19 protein-coding genes and 1 pseudogene are annotated in these 15,428 nt (G+C 61.4%); 16 read left to right on the top strand and 4 right to left on the bottom strand.

All coding sequences use genetic code 11. The annotated features are described in order from the left end of the window. A partial coding sequence (locus tag NKI58_RS32830) for an IS110 family transposase (protein ID WP_352854322.1) occupies nucleotides 1-500 on the bottom strand: 500 nt, incomplete at its 3' end. Nucleotides 501-552: 52 nt separating this feature from the next. On the opposite strand from NKI58_RS32830, the gene NKI58_RS32825 reads away from it, so the two are divergent. Next, nucleotides 553-1,137, top strand: a complete 585-nt coding sequence (locus tag NKI58_RS32825; protein WP_352718384.1) for a hypothetical protein — start codon at nucleotides 553-555, stop codon at nucleotides 1,135-1,137. A gap of 111 nt (nucleotides 1,138-1,248) precedes the next feature. Then, nucleotides 1,249-1,563, top strand: a complete 315-nt coding sequence (locus NKI58_RS35685; RefSeq protein ID WP_502898852.1) for a Y4oE-related protein — start codon at nucleotides 1,249-1,251, stop codon at nucleotides 1,561-1,563. Between the two features lie 197 nt (nucleotides 1,564-1,760). Here the strand turns inward: NKI58_RS35685 and NKI58_RS32820 are convergent, their stop codons facing one another. Continuing rightward, nucleotides 1,761-2,012: a toxin-antitoxin system HicB family antitoxin gene (locus NKI58_RS32820; protein ID WP_352615256.1), complete on the bottom strand. Its 252-nt coding sequence runs from the start codon at nucleotides 2,010-2,012 to the stop codon at nucleotides 1,761-1,763. Then, a complete protein-coding gene (locus NKI58_RS32815; RefSeq protein WP_352718389.1) occupies nucleotides 2,009-2,584 on the bottom strand; it encodes a putative toxin-antitoxin system toxin component, PIN family in 576 nt (191 codons plus the stop codon). Before NKI58_RS32815 ends, NKI58_RS32820 begins: the two co-directional genes overlap by 4 nt. A gap of 45 nt (nucleotides 2,585-2,629) precedes the next feature. Here NKI58_RS32815 and NKI58_RS32810 point away from each other — a divergent pair, with 45 nt between their 5' ends. The 3 genes and pseudogenes from NKI58_RS32810 to NKI58_RS32800 all read left to right on the top strand — a co-directional run bounded on the left by NKI58_RS32810 (nucleotide 2,630) and on the right by NKI58_RS32800 (nucleotide 4,555). Then, the gene (locus NKI58_RS32810; protein ID WP_023680712.1) at nucleotides 2,630-2,857 is read left to right on the top strand and encodes a hypothetical protein; all 228 of its coding nucleotides are present in this window, start codon (nucleotides 2,630-2,632) and stop codon (nucleotides 2,855-2,857) included. Between the two features lie 24 nt (nucleotides 2,858-2,881). Beyond that, a pseudogene (locus NKI58_RS32805) lies at nucleotides 2,882-3,733 on the top strand (recombinase family protein); the annotation flags it as partial. A gap of 27 nt (nucleotides 3,734-3,760) precedes the next feature. Next, entirely contained in the window at nucleotides 3,761-4,555 is a 795-nt protein-coding gene (locus NKI58_RS32800) for a recombinase zinc ribbon domain-containing protein (protein WP_352854325.1), read from the top strand. Between the two features lie 57 nt (nucleotides 4,556-4,612). On the opposite strand, the gene NKI58_RS32795 is transcribed toward NKI58_RS32800, so the two are convergent. Next, nucleotides 4,613-5,515 carry a LysR substrate-binding domain-containing protein gene (locus NKI58_RS32795; protein WP_023680715.1) on the bottom strand — a complete coding sequence of 301 codons (903 nt, stop codon included), beginning with the start codon at nucleotides 5,513-5,515 and terminating at the stop codon, nucleotides 4,613-4,615. A 100-nt stretch (nucleotides 5,516-5,615) separates the two neighbouring features. Here NKI58_RS32795 and NKI58_RS32790 point away from each other — a divergent pair, with 100 nt between their 5' ends. From NKI58_RS32790 to NKI58_RS32735, 11 genes are all read left to right on the top strand, one after another. After that, the gene (locus NKI58_RS32790) at nucleotides 5,616-6,830 is read left to right on the top strand and encodes a trans-sulfuration enzyme family protein (RefSeq protein ID WP_023680716.1); all 1,215 of its coding nucleotides are present in this window, start codon (nucleotides 5,616-5,618) and stop codon (nucleotides 6,828-6,830) included. A gap of 24 nt (nucleotides 6,831-6,854) precedes the next feature. Further along, on the top strand, nucleotides 6,855-8,453 hold the full coding sequence (locus NKI58_RS32785; protein WP_245274882.1) for an ABC transporter substrate-binding protein: 1,599 nt from the start codon (nucleotides 6,855-6,857) through the stop codon (nucleotides 8,451-8,453). 9 nt (nucleotides 8,454-8,462) lie between these two features. Further along, complete coding sequence (locus NKI58_RS32780) at nucleotides 8,463-9,398, top strand: ABC transporter permease (RefSeq protein WP_023680718.1); 936 nt, start codon at nucleotides 8,463-8,465, stop codon at nucleotides 9,396-9,398. Between the two features lie 2 nt (nucleotides 9,399-9,400). Next, nucleotides 9,401-10,294 carry an ABC transporter permease gene (locus NKI58_RS32775; RefSeq protein WP_023680719.1) on the top strand — a complete coding sequence of 298 codons (894 nt, stop codon included), beginning with the start codon at nucleotides 9,401-9,403 and terminating at the stop codon, nucleotides 10,292-10,294. Continuing rightward, nucleotides 10,291-11,289: an ABC transporter ATP-binding protein gene (locus NKI58_RS32770; protein WP_023680720.1), complete on the top strand. Its 999-nt coding sequence runs from the start codon at nucleotides 10,291-10,293 to the stop codon at nucleotides 11,287-11,289. The genes NKI58_RS32775 and NKI58_RS32770 overlap by 4 nt, the downstream gene beginning before the upstream one ends. Beyond that, entirely contained in the window at nucleotides 11,289-12,275 is a 987-nt protein-coding gene (locus NKI58_RS32765; protein ID WP_023680721.1) for an ABC transporter ATP-binding protein, read from the top strand. Before NKI58_RS32770 ends, NKI58_RS32765 begins: the two co-directional genes overlap by 1 nt. 297 nt (nucleotides 12,276-12,572) lie before the next feature. Continuing rightward, nucleotides 12,573-12,911 (top strand): hypothetical protein, encoded by a 339-nt coding sequence (locus NKI58_RS32760; protein WP_023680722.1) that lies wholly within the window; start codon nucleotides 12,573-12,575, stop codon nucleotides 12,909-12,911. A gap of 350 nt (nucleotides 12,912-13,261) precedes the next feature. Beyond that, nucleotides 13,262-13,420, top strand: a complete 159-nt coding sequence (locus NKI58_RS32750; RefSeq protein WP_023680723.1) for a hypothetical protein — start codon at nucleotides 13,262-13,264, stop codon at nucleotides 13,418-13,420. Between the two features lie 254 nt (nucleotides 13,421-13,674). After that, nucleotides 13,675-14,268 (top strand): oligopeptide/dipeptide ABC transporter ATP-binding protein, encoded by a 594-nt coding sequence (locus NKI58_RS32745; protein WP_352854316.1) that lies wholly within the window; start codon nucleotides 13,675-13,677, stop codon nucleotides 14,266-14,268. After that, complete coding sequence (locus NKI58_RS32740) at nucleotides 14,268-14,888, top strand: ATP-binding cassette domain-containing protein (protein ID WP_352495661.1); 621 nt, start codon at nucleotides 14,268-14,270, stop codon at nucleotides 14,886-14,888. The genes NKI58_RS32745 and NKI58_RS32740 overlap by 1 nt, the downstream gene beginning before the upstream one ends. Continuing rightward, nucleotides 14,872-15,387: an oligopeptide/dipeptide ABC transporter ATP-binding protein gene (locus NKI58_RS32735; protein ID WP_245274896.1), complete on the top strand. Its 516-nt coding sequence runs from the start codon at nucleotides 14,872-14,874 to the stop codon at nucleotides 15,385-15,387. Before NKI58_RS32740 ends, NKI58_RS32735 begins: the two co-directional genes overlap by 17 nt. Nucleotides 15,388-15,428 lie beyond the last annotated feature (41 nt).

The following is a 15,428-nucleotide window of genomic DNA, read 5'->3' as shown; positions in this document are numbered from 1 at the left end:
TGGGCTATGCCGCGCGCATCATTGCGATCTGTCTTGTTCGGCTGCGCCTTCAGGAATGCTTTCACATGACGTGTTTCGATGCAGACGACCGGCAGCCCGGCCCTGGCCAGCCCCTCGAATAGCCACTGCGACAAGGGCCCTGCTTCGAGCCCGACCCGTTCGACGTTCCAAGTCGAGTCCTTCAGCACCGCAATGATATCGTCAGGGTGGCTGACCACCTTCACCTCACGACAAATCCTGCCGGTTTCGTCGACAACGCAAACGGCGGTTTCCTTCACCGAGATATCGAGGCCAACAAAATGCTTCATGTTGCGCTTCCTTTCCTGATGCTTGTGGCTGTCTGGACAGACCAAGTTATCATCAGCTCGAAGCGCAACACCTCTTTGCATCACCTTTGAAGATGGGCTCGAGCCGAATACCCCATCTGCTTCCGACAATAGCATGACTCTGGCTTTCGTCACCCGCAGGCGAGTGCTTGCGGGAGGGATGATCACGTCCACCGCTTTGGTGCTTGAGAAAAGTGCGCTTGTCGGCAACACAGCGGCAACGAGTATGCTCCCCGACCCTGCGCTGGCGCTTTGGCGGGAATGGGAGACCGCCCACAAGCTGACCGAGCGGCTTTGCCGCAGGCAGCAGCGCCTGGAGGCGAGGCTTGTCTCGAGCGTCGGCTTTCCTTGTGTGACCGTCTGCCTGCCCGAGGGTGAGGACGTGACGGTTCACTCGATCGAAGCGCTCAATGAAGTGCTCGGCAAAGGGCCGGATATGGCGGCTCTCCGGGAGACGGCCGAAGCCGATTTGGCGGCGCATCAGGCGTGCTGGGATGCGGCTGACGAGGAGGCTGGTTACACCGCCGCGCTCAAGGCCGAGTGCGAGGCTGGCTACCGGGCGCAGGATCTGCTGGAAGCGTTCTCAACGATACCCGCTACGACTCTCGCCAGTGTGGCGGGCAAGCTCGATGCCGTGTTGCGCGAGGGCGAAGCCTGGGAGGAATGCTCCGTGTTCCCCTGGCCGCAAATCCGCTCGGCGCTCAGCGATCTGGTGCTCATCGCCGAGCAGACGATGCCGGAACAGTTCATTCGCGGCGAGCAGCGTCCCAAGCTCGGCAGGCGGCGGGCTGGCTGCTGTTTCCGCGCCTGAAAGACGAAGAAGGAGGCGAGCTATGAAGCCCATCCAACCCAACTTCCGGCTTCAGCCGAGACCCCCTCAACTTGCGGCGAAGCGTCTGCCTCACGTCACCCTTCAACCGCCATGGAATTGCCAGCGCAGAGCACTCTTGCGGCATCTCACCATCCGGCGGTGAGCGATCCCGATCTGCTGGATGCCTTCAACCGCGAGGCCGCCGTGCAGAAATGGACCGTGCCTGAAGCTGCAGAGGCAGCGACAGCCCTGTGGGGAAAGCCAGCCGCAACCGCAATCGCCTGGTGCGCCGTGTCGGCGTATTGCGACGGGCGGATACGGGAGTACCGGTTCTGGTTTCGGGTATTCGCCTATCTTCAAGCGGGTTCGCCCGTTGCCGAAGCGGAAGCAGCGTCCGGGAAAGCTCGTCCAGGCTCTTCCCGATAGATGAGGAGATTATGTCCGGCGAGGGAACTGCCTGCTTGTCGAGAGAAAGCCGGACCGAAGCCAGCCCGTCAAGGCCAGAGCCGCTTCGCGGTGGCGTGTGCCCCGCCAGTCTTGACCGGAAGTTTTCGGCCCGGCGGCCGCTTTGGACGCAGGCAAGGCTACGGTACGAGCGATACCGCTCCACCCCTCGCGGTACATTACTCCGGCAATTCGTCGCCCTTGATCGGCGCCTTCCCTTTGCCGGCCCGATTCAGGATATCCAGCGCCTTGGGGATGTCGGCACGGGCAGCACGTTCCTGAAAGTAGCTTTCCGTGCGCAGCGCCGAAAGCTTCTCAGCGACTGCCACATTGATGAACTGGTTGAGCGGCACGCCCTCGCTCTCCGCCACCTTGCGCGCCTCATCGAGAAGCGAGAGCTGAAGCCGCAGTGCGAAATTGCTTCTCCTCATGTCTTTCTCTCCAATCGTCTCAGCGCCTCACCCGGCGACAGGACCATGATACCGAAGCGCTCGGCCACCTTGCCGAAGTCGCGCAGGTTGAACGTCACTATAGCATCCGCCAGTCCGTTTACCGCAGCTTCCAGCACCATGTCGTCGTCCGGGTCGCGAACGGCGGGTCGCCAGAGGAAAACAAGGCGAACCGGCTCGGCGACGGCCGCCACCGCATCGAGCAACGCGTTCACATCCCCAGCCGACAGGCAGGAAGCCTCAAGGTGCTCAGGCCTTGTCATGACCGCCTCGTACTCGATCATCAACGGCACCGAAGCGATCAGCGTCAGCCGGCGCTCCAAAGCTGCCACCAACAGTTGGCGCGAAGCGCCGGCATCGCTTCGGATCGCCGCCACCATGGTCGCCGTATCGAGAAGCAGTCTCATGCAAGCATATTGGATATTGCGTGCGATATTGCAAGAGGCTCGAGCTTTGGCAGTTTGGCTTGGTTTCGGAATTCCCAAATCGCAGCGCGCAAGTATTTGCACGCCACCGTACGACCGCGCGGCAACTGAACTTGTCTTGCTGATCATCACGCCGCTCAATGCCCTTGATCTACACAGAAGAGCGGGCATGCCATGGTGGACGAGGCCAAACCGGGGAGCGACAGCGCAAGCCATGACTACAGGGCTGAGATGTCGGCACGAGACATGGCTGAACGAGCCGTCCTGTCGATCGCCCGTTTGTTGGGTCGGCGGGTTGCTCGGGAGCATTTCGAGGAATTGCAGGGGGCCAACGACAACAAAGTTCATCCTCTTGAAAAAACACCGTCAGAAGGGGAGGGTGGGGACGGCGGCGGCCATTAACAAAGAGAGGAAGAGGAGCGGTTCATGACCCGTGTCGCGCTGTATGCTCGTTACTCATCCGACAACCAGCGCGAAGCCTCTATCGAGGATCAGCTGCGGCTTTGCCGAGAGCTCGCGGCCAGGGAGAGGTGGACTGTCGTTGAAACCTATGTCGATGCCGCGATATCCGGCTCAAGCGTCATCCGTCGACCAGACATCCAGCGGCTTCTCGCCGATGCTCAAAGCGGGCAATTTGAGATCGTTCTAGCCGAGGCACTCGATCGCTTGTCACGCGACCAGGAGGACGTAGCCGGCCTCTTTAAGCGACTGCGCTTTGCCGGTGTCAGGATCGTCACTCTCTCTGAGGGCGCCGTGGACGAACTGCACGTGGGCCTGAAAGGAACGATGAACGCGTTGTTCCTGCGCGACCTAGCCGCCAAGATCAGGCGGGGCCAAAGCGGCCGCATATTGAACGGCTACAACGCCGGCGGCCTCTCCTACGGCTATCGCGTGGTCAAAAAACTCGATGAACGCGGCGAACCGATCCGCCGTCTGCGCGAGATCGATGAGGATCAAGCCGAGGTCGTGCGTCGGATTTTTCGGGAATTCGCGGCTGGTCAATCGGCGCGTACGATAGCTGCAGGGCTCAACAAGGAAGGTATCCCATCACCCTTTGGGGGTGCGTGGGGCGCCTCGACCATCAATGGCAATCTCAAGCGGAGAAGCGGCTTTCTCTACAACGAAGCCTAAATCGGGCTGCTCGTCTTCAATCGTCTTCAAATGCGCAAGGATCCCGAGACTGGGAAGCGCATCTCGCGGCCGAATCTGCCGGAAACCTGGCAGGTCGTTGAAGTGCCGCATCTGCATATCATCGACGATGAGCTATGGGATGCAGTGCAAGCCCGCAAGAAGCTTTATGGAGGCATGAAACTCCATCACCGCCGACGGCCGAAGCACATGTTCTCGGGGCTCGTGCGGTGCGGCTGCTGTGGCGCTTCCTATACGGTGAAGAACAGGAACCAGCTTGCTTGTGCCGCGCACCGTGAGAAAGGCACTTGTACCAATAACAGAACGATCCGTGTTGGCGAGCTTGAGAACCGTGTGCTGGAAGGCATCCAGCGGCGCTTGCTGGCGCCAGATGCCATTGCGGGCTTCCTTGCTGAATATCATGCTGAGCATAAGCGACTGAACGCCATGAACCGCGAGCGGCAAAGGGAAGTCGAAAGGCGGCATGCCGGCATCGACAGGCAGATCGCTAACGTCGTCGATGCCATCGCTGACGGTGTCGCGACGACCAGCATGAAATCGAAGCTACTGGACCTCGAGCGCGAAAAGGAGAATCTAGCCCGAGAGCTTCAGGCGATGGCGGCCGCAGAAAGCATTGTAGAGTTTCATCCGGCAGCGGTGACGGTTTACCGTCGGCAAGTATCCGAGCTCCAGGACGCATTGCAATCCGATGTGTGTGAGCGGCACGAGGCGGCGAGGATCATCCGCTCGCTGGTCACGGGGATCGAGATCATTCCGACGGAGGGTAGGGGACAGGTTGAGCTGAAAGTTCGCGGTGCGCTGGCGGAGCTTCTCAACCTGCCAAATCGTAAACCAGGAACAGCGCCTAGCGCTGCAGTGATGGTAGCGGGAGAGCGCTACCGCCTTCCCCACACTCATCGAACTCCCAGTTACAATTTCGCTGCTGCGGCTGAGCGAGGCGCGCTATCCTAATTGCGGCCTGGCGGGTGACGGCATGGGGCCCAGAAGCCGACGTTCACGAAAGTGAAGTCAAGTTTGGACAGCCCCATCAATTTCCAATGCGATACGCATCAGCTGCTCGATAAAGTCGCTAACTACTCTCGATGGACGTCGGTTGGGTGGCAACAACAGAAGAGTTCGGAAGGAGATTCCCGGGAGAAATGGACGGAGGCTGAGGTTTCCGTTGAGATAGGGAAGGGCAGTTAAAGGATTGACCATTCCGCATCCAAGCCCCGCATTGACCATCGAGCAGATGGTGGTGGAATAGGGGGTTTCTAGAACCACTTTGGGCTTGATGCCGTGATCAGCGAAGATGGCCTCTGCTTCCCGTCTCGTAGTGTCCTCCGGAGCCAACGCGATGAAGGCCTGCCCATGGAGATCGGCGGGACGGATCACTTCCCTCCCCTCTAGCGGATGGCCCTTGGGCATGGCGATCGCGACCCGGTAGTTCCGGAATGGGTGGGCTTCGACGCCCGCAAGATCGATCTCGTCCGCCGCCAGGCCGACGTCGAACTGGCCGGAGGCGACGAGTTCTTTGACTTCCGAGGATAGCCTTGCCTGAAAGGTGATCGCAACGTCAGGGTGACGGTGTTGAAATGCCTTTAATGCCTTTGGCATTACATTCGTACTTAATGCGGAGAGACTTGCGATCCGGATTTCCCCCGAACCGAAGTCGCGAATCCGCGCCGCGGCCCCTTTCAAATGGATGAGGCCGGAGAATGAGGTCTCCACTTCCCTGAAAAACAGGTTGCCTTCTGCCGTCGGCGACATCCGTCCTTTGATGCGGTGGAAGAGCGCGAAACCGATGTCGCGCTCCAGTTCTTGGACGGCCTTGCTCACCGCAGGTTGTGAGATGCGTAGTATCTCCGCGGCGCGTGAGGCGGTTCCAATCGTCATCACGGCGTGGAAGACCTCGATCTGGCGAAGATTCATGGCGCACCTATAACCTGAGAGAATAGCACATCCCGATCTTGATATTGGACGGAATAGGTTTTGTCATGCTGTAACTGTCTCCAACACATGAGGAGCAAGCATGAACGATCTCACCCAATGCGTTGTGACCCCCAAAGTCAAAACAGACGGCTTCGAGGCTCTGGGTGCAGCCGTCCATCGGGCTTCGACGATCGTATTCGCGGATGCCGCAGCCTACGCCACTCGCGGCCAGCGAGGGCCTGACGGCTATTCCTACGGCCTCTACGGCACCCCGACGACGCGTACACTGGAGCAAAAGATCACTCAGCTCGAGCAGGGTCACCGGACGCTTCTCGCGCCATCGGGCCAGGCCGCAAACGCAATCGCAATGCTCGCCGTCCTCAATGCCGGAGACAAGGTACTGGTGGCGGACACGGCCTATCCCCCGGTCCGTGATTTTGTGAACACCGATCTGGCAAAGTTTGGCGTCCGAGCGGAGTACTACGATCCCACTTCGCCCGAGGGGCTCGAACGTCGGATCGACGGGAACACGAAACTGGTGTGGTGCGAGTCCCCCGGTTCGACGACCATGGAAGTCCAGGATCTGCCGCGGATTGCCGAGATCGCGCATCGGCACGGCGCGCTCGTCGGATTCGACAACACCTGGGCGACCCCTCTTAACTTCAAGCCCCTCGTACATGGGGCCGACATCGTGACCGAAGCGCTCACCAAATATATCTCGGGCCATTCCGACGTGCTGATGGGATCGATCACGGTGGCTTCCGAGCAGCTTTTCAACGCGCTCAAGGCGACTATGGGGCGCGCCGGGATCGGTGTTTCCCCCGACGACGCCTCTTTGGTGTTGCGGGGCATGGAGACTCTTGGCGTGCGAATGAAACACGCGCACGACGGCGCGACGGCGATGATCAACTGGTTCCGCGGCCACCCAGCCGTCGAGCGTGTGCTCTACCCCGCCCTGCCGTCTTCTCCCGGGCACGAATTCTGGAAGCGCGACTTCCTCGGCGCGAGCGGAGTGTTCAGCGTGGAATTGGTTCCCGAAGCACTGCCGCACGTGCCGGAGGCGCTCAATACGCTAGAGACGTTCGCCATCGGCGCCTCGTGGGGTGGGACACGCAGCCTCGTTGCCCCCATGCCCGTGAAGAGCAACCGCTCCGCGACGACTTGGAGTGGGCAGGACCTCCTTCTGCGGTTCAGCGTGGGGTTGGAATCGCACGACGATCTCATGGCCGATCTCGAGAAAATGTTGGCCCAAATCCAAGCACGGATCGACGACGAGCGGTTCGGCAAAGAAAACATCCGGCAATCAATGCTGTGAGTGAACACAAAAAGGGGAATGACAATGAACAACAACAACGAATTCATGCGAATAGACAGGCGCTCCTTCCTGGCGGGCGTCTCAAAACTGCTGGGAGTTTCGGCGCTATCCTCCATCCTGCCGTCAATCGTTGCGGCATCAGAGGTTAAGGACACGCTTCGCATCGCGATCGCCAAGCCCGCCGGGGATATCAATCCTCACAAATACACCGGCCTGTGGGGCGTTCAGGACCTCGTTTTCGAGCCGCTGGTTAAATACGGCCATGACGGTAAGATCGAGCCAGGGCTGGCGACCGAATGGTCGGTCGAAGACGGGGGCAGGCTGCTTAAGCTCACCTTGCGCAAGGGCGTGACTTTCCACGACGGCACTCCGTTCGACGCCGCGGCGGTGGAATGGAACCTGAAGAGGTGGATCGGACTCGAAGCGAACAACTGGATGAATTCGTCCCGGCTTTACGCCGGAACGGACATCGTCGACGATGATCACGTCAACGTCCGGTTCAAGGAACCGGTCCTCGGCCTGCTCCAGGAGTTCGCTTACGTCCGGCCAGTCAGGCTCCTCAGCCCCAAGTCGGTCTCTGGGGACGGTAGCTATAAGGCACCCGTCGGCACGGGACCGTGGCATCAAGCGACTGCCGGGAATGAGGGCAGTGCCTTCGAGCGCTTCGACGCCTACTGGGGTGACAAGCCCTCTTTCAAATATCTTGAGGTAAAAGTCCTTCCGGACTCGCGCGGCCGCATGGCAGCGTTGCGCGCGGGCGACGTGGATCTGATCGGCGGAGCGTTTGTGTCGCCTTTGACCGCAACGGAAGCAGAGACGCTGAAGGGAGCGGGCATCGATGTCGTCATCGATCCCGGCACCACCACAATGATTATGGCCTTCAACACTTCCCGCGTCGAAGCGCTGAGGGACCCGAAAGTCCGCAAGGCGATCAACCTCGGCATCGACCGGGCTGCGATCTCGCAAGTGCTTTACCGCGGTCTGGCGACCTCCACTGGCAACCTGTTCTCCGAAACCGTTCCGTATTCGGGGAAGCGCTTCGATGTGCCTAGGCGGGATACCGAGACCGCAAAGTCGCTGCTCGAGGAGGCAGGCTGGGTCGGGGGGCCTGTCAGGCAGAAGGACGGCAAGGACCTTGCCATTGAACTGGTTGTTAGCGAGGAGCAAGTACCGGGGTCCCGATCCGTCGCGGAAGTGATCCAGTCCGAGCTCCAGGAGATTGGCGTCACGCTCACGATCCGCTCGGTGGATCATGCCTCGCGGCACAGCGACATTCCGGAGCGCAAGTTCGATCTCGCTTTCTTCCAGACGTTCGGCGCGCCATACGAACCTTTCGGGACTGTGGTGGGCCTGTTCCTATCCACCTATGACAACGGCGTGGACGGCAAGCTCTTCATCGACCCCGAGCACCTCGATCCGTTGGTGCTCGCCGCGATGTCCGCGCCCGAAGGCGAGATGGAAGCAGCTCTACAGAAGGTCTATGACTGGCTGCACGACAACGACGCCATCGCGCCGCTGCTCTTCGTTCCGGGCATATGGGCGCATGCCGCTCGGGTGAAGGGCTTCCAGAGCCCCGCGACCGAGTACGACATGCCCTACGAGAATATCACACTGGCGGAGTAGGATACGGCCGTGTTCGCCTTCATCGCTAAAAGGGCCCGCAACGCAGTCTTGTTGCTGTTTCTGGCGTCCGTTCTATGCTTCGCGCTCGTGGTATCCGCTCCGGGCAACGTGGCGATACTCATCGCCGAGTTGCGGACGCCGACGGCCACCAAAGCCGATATCGCCAAGGTCGAGGAGGAATTGGGGCTCAACAAGCCGCTTCTCGAACGCTACGGCTTCTGGCTGAACGGAGCGATCCACGGCGACTTCGGCATTTCCTACAAGACGGGCGAGGCGGTCGGCGCGTCCCTCAAGAGCCGCCTTGCTGTGACCGCCACCCTCGTTGCGGGCGGAGCGGTCGTGGCTTTCTTGCTGAGCCTGTTCGTCGGCTTCGTAGGCGCGCTCTGGGCACATAGGGCGCCAGACGTGGTCACCCGAGGGAGCGCTCTTCTGGGCGCTTCGACTCCGTCCTTCTTCGTCGGAGCACTGCTGGTCTACGCCTTTTCGGTCACGTGGCACGTCTTTCCGACCTTCGGGTTTGCCGGACCCGTCAGTTGGGTGCTTCCATGGCTCACTCTGGGATTTCTTCCCGCAGCAGTTCTGAGCCGCGTCGTCCGAGTTGGCTTCGAGGAGGCGATGGCCAAACCTTATGTCCTAACGGCCATGAGCAAAGGACTGTCAAGGACGAGTATTCTGGTTCGCGACGCGATCCCGAACATCGCGCCGACGTACTTGAACGCCTTGGGAACGCAGATCGGGACGATGGTCGTGGGCGCGGTCGTTGTCGAACCTCTGTTCGCTTGGCAGGGCATCGGCGACCTCTTCCTGACCGGGGTGAGATTCCGCGACTTCATGGTCGTGCAGGCCTGCCTTCTGGTCTTCATCACGTTCTTCATCATCCTGAACGTCGTGGTCGACATCTGCATTACGCTGACCGATCCGCGCCTTAGACTTCAAAGGAGCTGAACATGCAGCCAGTCAGACCACTCCTGAAGGCCATTGGCGCCTTCCCGCGCTCGGCGGTATTTACTATTGGCGCGTTCGTTCTGTTGGGACTGCTCGCACCCTACATCGCGCCACATGATCCCAATGCGCAAGACCTGCTGATCGCTGGCCAGGGCCCGACGCTCGCCCATCCGTTCGGAGTCGACCATCTCGGGCGCGATACATTGAGCAGGTTGATTGTGGCGGCTCGGACGTCGCTGGTCGGAGTCTGTCTCGTCCTTGTGTGCGCGCACGCCATCGGCATCGCCATCGGCACGATTGCCGGATACCGGCGGGGCTGGACGGACGAACTGCTGATGCGCATCGTTGACGTCGGCCAGGCAATCCCCAGCCTCATCGTCTCACTTGCGGTGATCGGCATTGCCGGAGTCAGCTACTGGAACATGATCCTCGCGCTCGCGCTCGCCTGGTGGCCGGGTAGCGCCCGCATTAGCCGGGCCGTGGCTGTCAACACCATGAACAAGCCCCACATGGAGGCCCTAAGAGTATTGGGCGCAAGTCCCGTTCGCATTTACTTTGTCCATCTTCTTCCCACGACGATCGGGGCGGTGCTCGTATATGCCACGGCCGACGCCGGAGCAGTCGCGCTCGCAATCGCAACGTTGAGCTTCCTCGGGCTGGGCATCCAGCCGCCGACGCCTGAATGGGGACAGATGTTGGTCGACGCGCTTCCATATCTTGAGTCCGATCCGCGCCAGGTCATCCTGCCGGGGCTGACCCTGACTTTAGCTGTCATCGGATTCAACATCCTCGGTGAAGCGGTCGCCCTCAACAGAGTTCCGAAGCCGCTGACCTCCCGGATGCTCGCGGCCCGTCGCCGGGTAACCGCATTCTGGGCCAAGGAGGCACGGCCATGAGTTCTGAACCGATACTCCGCGTCAAAGATCTGACCATAGACCTGCTGACGGCGCATACCGTGGTCCGCCCAGTCGACGGAGTAGCCTATGAACTGAGCCGTCGAGAGACCCTCGCGATTGTGGGAGAAAGCGGTAGCGGCAAAACGGTCACCTGCTTTGCGCCTCTCGGCCTGATGCCCGTGGGCGTCCAGGCGGATATATCGGGCTCCATTTTGTTCGACAGCCGCCAGCTCGTCGGATCGGACAATGAAACGCTTCGCAGCCTGCGCGGAAAATCCATTGGCTTCATTTTCCAGGACCCGATGAGCGCGCTCAATCCCGCCCGCCGGGTCGGACGGCAGATAGCCGAAGTAGCCGAGCTTCACCTCGGCATGACCGCAAGAGCTGCGGAAACCCGGGCGCTTGAACTTATCAAGATGGTCGGGATGTCCGACCCCGAAATACGCCTCAAGCAGTATCCCCATGAGCTTTCGGGCGGTCTCCGACAGCGTGTCATGATCGCAATCGCCATTGCCGCCGAGCCGACACTTCTCGTAGCCGACGAGCCGACCACCGCGCTCGACGTGACGGTCCAGGCGCAAATCCTCCGACTGCTGAAGGAAATCCAGTCCAGAATGGACATGGCCATGATCTTGATCACGCATGACATGGGTGTCGTGGCGGGCGCGGCCGACCGCGTAATGGTGATGTACGCGGGGCGCCACGTCGAAACCGGACCGACCGAGCGTGTACTCTCCCAGCCGCAGCATCCCTATACGATGGGCCTCATCGACGCAATTCCGAGGAAACAGGACGCAATCGGATCGCGTTTCCGTGGATTGCCGGGCATTCCGCCCATCCTCGGCGCGCCGATCACAGGGTGCGCTTTCATGGCCCGCTGCGGATACGCTGTGGATGCCTGCGGCGAGCGGCGACCGCCGTTCTTGCCGACGGCAGTTCCGGGTGTGTCAGCCGCCTGTCCCGTTCTGAATATTCGGGCGAAGGAGTGCGCATAATGAGCGCGATACTCGAAGTCGAGCATCTGGTCACCAGCTTTCCAAGTGCCAAACGTGGCCAAACGATCAAAGCGGTAAACGACGTCTCAATCCACCTCAATCAAGGCGAGATCGTCGGCTTGGTGGGGGAGTCTGGCTGCGGCAAGTCCACGCTCGGCCGTTCGATCGTCGGCTTGGAAAAACCCCAATCCGGACGTGTCGTTTTTGATGGCGTCGACCTCGGCTCCTTGAGTGGACGCCGTCTGCGGGAAGCGCGTCGGGCAGTTCAGTACGTATTCCAGGACCCCTATGCATCGCTGAATGATCGCCAAACTGTGGGCGAAGCCATAAACGAAGCCCTCATCATTGCAGGTTTGCGTTCGCAAACGGAACGCGAGGGGAGGATCGCTGAGCTCCTCAACCAAGTCGGTCTGGCGACGACGGTCCGGGACAGATTCACCCGTGAACTCTCAGGCGGCCAGAGGCAACGCATCGCGATCGCGCGCTCGCTGGCCGTAGAGCCGCGGGTTTTAATCTGCGACGAACCGGTCAGCGCGCTAGACTTGTCTATACGGGCGCAGGTCATGAACCTATTCCTCGATCTCAGAGAGAAGCTCGGCGTGTCCTGCCTCTTCATCGCGCATGACCTCGCGCTTGTCCGGCAGGCGGCGAGCCGGGTCTACGTGATGTATCTCGGCAAGGTGGTGGAAAGCGGTAGCTCGGAAGAGGTCTACCGGAATCCGAGCCATCCCTACACCCAACTCCTTCTCGCGTCTGTCCCCGAGGCTGATCCTGCCACCGAACGTCGGCGCAACCCTCCGTTGATCACGGGCGAAATCCCAAGTCCGACGAATCCGCCCTCCGGCTGTTTCTTCAGGACGCGGTGTCCCCTTTCAGTGGAAGCTTGTGCGGAGGCTGAGCCTGTGTCGCAAGAAGTAAGCTCAATGCACAAGGCGGCGTGCAGGTTCGCCGGCGGCCTATTCGCGAAACGGGTCTCGGCCGCATGATTAAACGTCAGATCTAGCTGAGCGTGCGGGACCTGATGCGTTGCGCATTCTGGTGGCGAAGCAGAGATTTGCGCTCCCTCCTTCCGGTACCGGGCCGGCAGTGAGTGGGAAAGCGCTCTGTCGGCAGCCCTGGTTACTCAGGCGGGCCGGGAGGATCCTCTTGCCGGTTATTATTCCGCTTCTTGTAGCGTTGGCTTAAGTGCCTGCCATTGCTCGTGAGACATGGTTGGCAGGTCAAACTGGTTGCGAGTGGTCGAATAAGCCGTTATCATTCTGGGCGGCATCGTCTGCCAGATCGTGCAGCTGGTTGTCTCGATCCGCGACCGCGAGATGCTTCGTGTCACCGGCGATCCCTGGGACGGTCGCACACTGGAATGGTCCACGGCGTCGCCGCCGCCGGCCTGGAACTTTGCCGTCTTGCCGCATGTGGCCGAGCGCGACAGCTACTGGGTCGCGAAGCAACGCGCCAACGCACAGCAAGCTCAACCGGTGCCACCGCGCCCGTACGAGCCGATCGAAGTACCGAAGAACAGTCCAGTCGGGGTCGTCAACGCCTTCTTTGCCGTCGTCATTGGTTTCGCCCTGATCTGGCACATCTGGTGGATGGCCGGGCTGGGGCTGATCGGCACCTTTTGACGATCCTCATCTTCGCGTTTCGGGGTGAGGACCCGCCAGCGCCGATGCCGGCGCCCTCGTGCTGGCCATCGGGACGCTCAGCTTTCTGGGCCTGGGCGTTGCACCGCCGACGCCGGAATGGGGCCAGATGCTTGTCGACGGCATGAGTTACATCGAGGAGTTTCCGCGCCTCGTTGTCCCCCCTGGTCTAGCCCTGACGCTGGTTGTAGTCAGCTTCAACCTCTTGGGTGAAACATTTGCGCTGCAAAAGGTGCCGCGGCCGGTTCGCGGGGAATGCTGCGCAAGCGCAAGCTGGCGCGGGCTCGCGAAGAGGCCGAGCGCGATGCCGTCGAAACGGGAACGGGTTCGACATGAACGACGACAAGCCAATTTACGCGATCGAGAATTTGATCATCGATCTCTATGCAACTTCCGTATCCGTCCGGGCGGTCGATGGCGTCTCATTCAGCGTTCGGCCCGGCGAAACGGTGGCGGTCGTCGGGGAAGCGGCTCTGGAAAAACGGTCATGACGCTCGGCCCTCTCGGCCTGCTGCCCGAAGGCGTGACTGTAGCGATGCGCGGGACGGCTCAGGCCGACGGGAGCGACCTGATCGGCTGGGGCCCAGGCAACTGTCCGAGCTTCGCGGCCGCTACTTTGGGGTGATCTTTCAGGATCCGATGAGCGCGCTCAATCCGACGCTGAAGATCGGCCCGCAACTGGCACGCCAGGCGCGCCGCTTCGCCGGCCTAGCACGAGGCTGCCCGCAGGCAAGCGGTGTCGCTGTTGGCGCGCTTAGGCATTCCCGACCTCGAGGACCGCTACCATCGCTATCCACGAAATGTCGGGTGGCATGCTGCAGCGCGCGATGATCGCGCTGGCGCTCGCGGCCCGACCGCACGTGCTGATCGCGACGAGCCCAACACAGCCCTGGACGCCACCGTCCAGGCACAGATCTTGGAGCTCATCCGCCAGATCCAGCGCGAGGAAGGCATTGCTGTGGTGCTGGTCACGCACGACATCGCCGTGGTCGCCTCCGTCGCCGACCGGGTCATCGTGCTCTATGCCGGGCAGGTAGCGGAAGAGGGAATCGCCATGGACGTCCTGACGCGGCCCGTTCACCCCTATACGCGCGGGCTGCTTGCATCGGTGCCGGACTTTCGGTCCGACGAAAGGGCGACGACCCGCGAGATACCGGGCCTGCCGCCAAGCCAGATCAGGCTGGAACCGGGTTGCCGTTTCGCCGACCACTGCGAACTGGTCGAACCAGGTTGCCGAAAACACCGTCCGCCGCTGCAGTCGGTATCGGTCTCGGCAAATCCGCATCGCGTGGCCTGCCCGGTCGTGATCAGGCGAGAGGGGATTGCCGTTCATGTCTGATGCCGCCGCAATCGAGCAGGGGGCTGAAGGTTCATTTCCAGAACCGCGACGGAACGGGCGCGGTCCGGGCGGTCGACGGCATCGATCTGAGCATTCCGCGCGGAGCCTTCCACGGCATCGTCGGCGAGTCAGGCTGCGGAAAGACGACGCTCGCCCGCACCGTCGTCGGCCTGCAGAAGGAGAGCGAAGGCACGGTCCTGATCGCCGGCAGAAACCGCGCCGAATGGTTGAAATCAGACAGGAAGTCGTTCAGCCGGGAGGTCCAGTTCGTCTTCCAGGATCCGCTGGGTTCGATGAGCCGGCGGCAGACTGTCTACCAGGCGCTTGAGGAACCACTGCAAATCCATCGCCTCGGTTCCTCCGCCGAGCGACCCCGGCGCATCGCCGAGCTTCTGGACCTGGTCGCGCTGCCACAAACCGTGCTCGACCGCCTGCCGCGCTCGCTTTCCGGCCGCCAGCGCCAGCGCGTTTCTATCGCCCGTGCGCTTGCCTTGAAACCATCGATCCTGGTTTGCGACGAGCCGCTGAGCGCGCTCGATGTCTCGATCCGGGCGCAGATCGTCAATCTGTTCACATCGCCAAAGACAGCTCGGCCTTACCATCGTGATTGTCGCGCATGACCTCGCAATCGTGCGCGAAGTCTGTTCGGACGTGACTGTGATGTATCTCGGCCGCATCGCCGAAGCTGGCGTGGCACGGCCGCTGTTTCGCGAACCCGCCCATCCGTACAGCCAGGCGCTGCTGTCCGCAGTTCCTTCGCCTGACCCGCGCATTGAGGCCGACCGTCGCCGCATCATCCTCGCAGGCGACCCGCCGAGCCCGAGCAATCCACCGCCGGGCTGCCGGTTCAACACGCGCTGTCCGGTGGCGATGGATATCTGCCGGTTGGACGAGCCCCAACTGCGTCCCGTTCCTCATGGCAGCGTCGCCGCCTGCCATCTGGCTGAGAGTGATCACCGCCCGGTGATCTGGACAACGAATGGCAGTTGGTCTTCCGAGAATAACGTTAAGCGCCGTCTGCGGGCGTCTGATCTCGCTGCGACGGGATTAGATTGGCCTACCACCACCCTCGCACGGCGGGGAGGCCGGAGCGGACGCGCGATTCGCGTCCGGGTGTGAAAAAGGTGAACTCCTGCGTGTCCAACAAGCCGTAGCGAGAC

It is taken from the genome of Mesorhizobium sp. M0522 (genome assembly GCF_040321085.1).
Taxonomy (GTDB): Bacteria; Pseudomonadota; Alphaproteobacteria; order Rhizobiales; family Rhizobiaceae; genus Mesorhizobium.
The sequence above is the reverse complement of the archived record's forward strand: the minus strand, read 5'-3'. Positions and strand labels throughout refer to the sequence as shown.

Bases quoted from the DNA above. Each gene is read 5' to 3' on its own strand.
- NKI58_RS32820 (WP_352615256.1), bottom strand. From the start codon at position 2,012: ATGAGGAGAAGCAATTTCGCACTGCGGCTTCAGCTCTCGCTTCTCGAT.
- NKI58_RS32795 (WP_023680715.1), bottom strand. From the start codon at position 5,515: ATGAATCTTCGCCAGATCGAGGTCTTCCACGCCGTGATGACGATTGGA.
- NKI58_RS32765 (WP_023680721.1), top strand. From the start codon at position 11,289: ATGAGCGCGATACTCGAAGTCGAGCATCTGGTCACCAGCTTTCCAAGT.
- NKI58_RS32770 (WP_023680720.1), top strand. From the start codon at position 10,291: ATGAGTTCTGAACCGATACTCCGCGTCAAAGATCTGACCATAGACCTG.
- NKI58_RS35685 (WP_502898852.1), top strand. From the start codon at position 1,249: ATGGAATTGCCAGCGCAGAGCACTCTTGCGGCATCTCACCATCCGGCG.
- NKI58_RS32815 (WP_352718389.1), bottom strand. From the start codon at position 2,584: ATGATCAGCAAGACAAGTTCAGTTGCCGCGCGGTCGTACGGTGGCGTG.
- NKI58_RS32750 (WP_023680723.1), top strand. From the start codon at position 13,262: ATGAACGACGACAAGCCAATTTACGCGATCGAGAATTTGATCATCGAT.
- NKI58_RS32790 (WP_023680716.1), top strand. From the start codon at position 5,616: ATGAACGATCTCACCCAATGCGTTGTGACCCCCAAAGTCAAAACAGAC.
- NKI58_RS32740 (WP_352495661.1), top strand. From the start codon at position 14,268: ATGCCGCCGCAATCGAGCAGGGGGCTGAAGGTTCATTTCCAGAACCGC.
- NKI58_RS32810 (WP_023680712.1), top strand. From the start codon at position 2,630: ATGGTGGACGAGGCCAAACCGGGGAGCGACAGCGCAAGCCATGACTAC.
- NKI58_RS32785 (WP_245274882.1), top strand. From the start codon at position 6,855: ATGAACAACAACAACGAATTCATGCGAATAGACAGGCGCTCCTTCCTG.
- NKI58_RS32825 (WP_352718384.1), top strand. From the start codon at position 553: ATGCTCCCCGACCCTGCGCTGGCGCTTTGGCGGGAATGGGAGACCGCC.
- NKI58_RS32775 (WP_023680719.1), top strand. From the start codon at position 9,401: ATGCAGCCAGTCAGACCACTCCTGAAGGCCATTGGCGCCTTCCCGCGC.
- NKI58_RS32800 (WP_352854325.1), top strand. From the start codon at position 3,761: ATGAAACTCCATCACCGCCGACGGCCGAAGCACATGTTCTCGGGGCTC.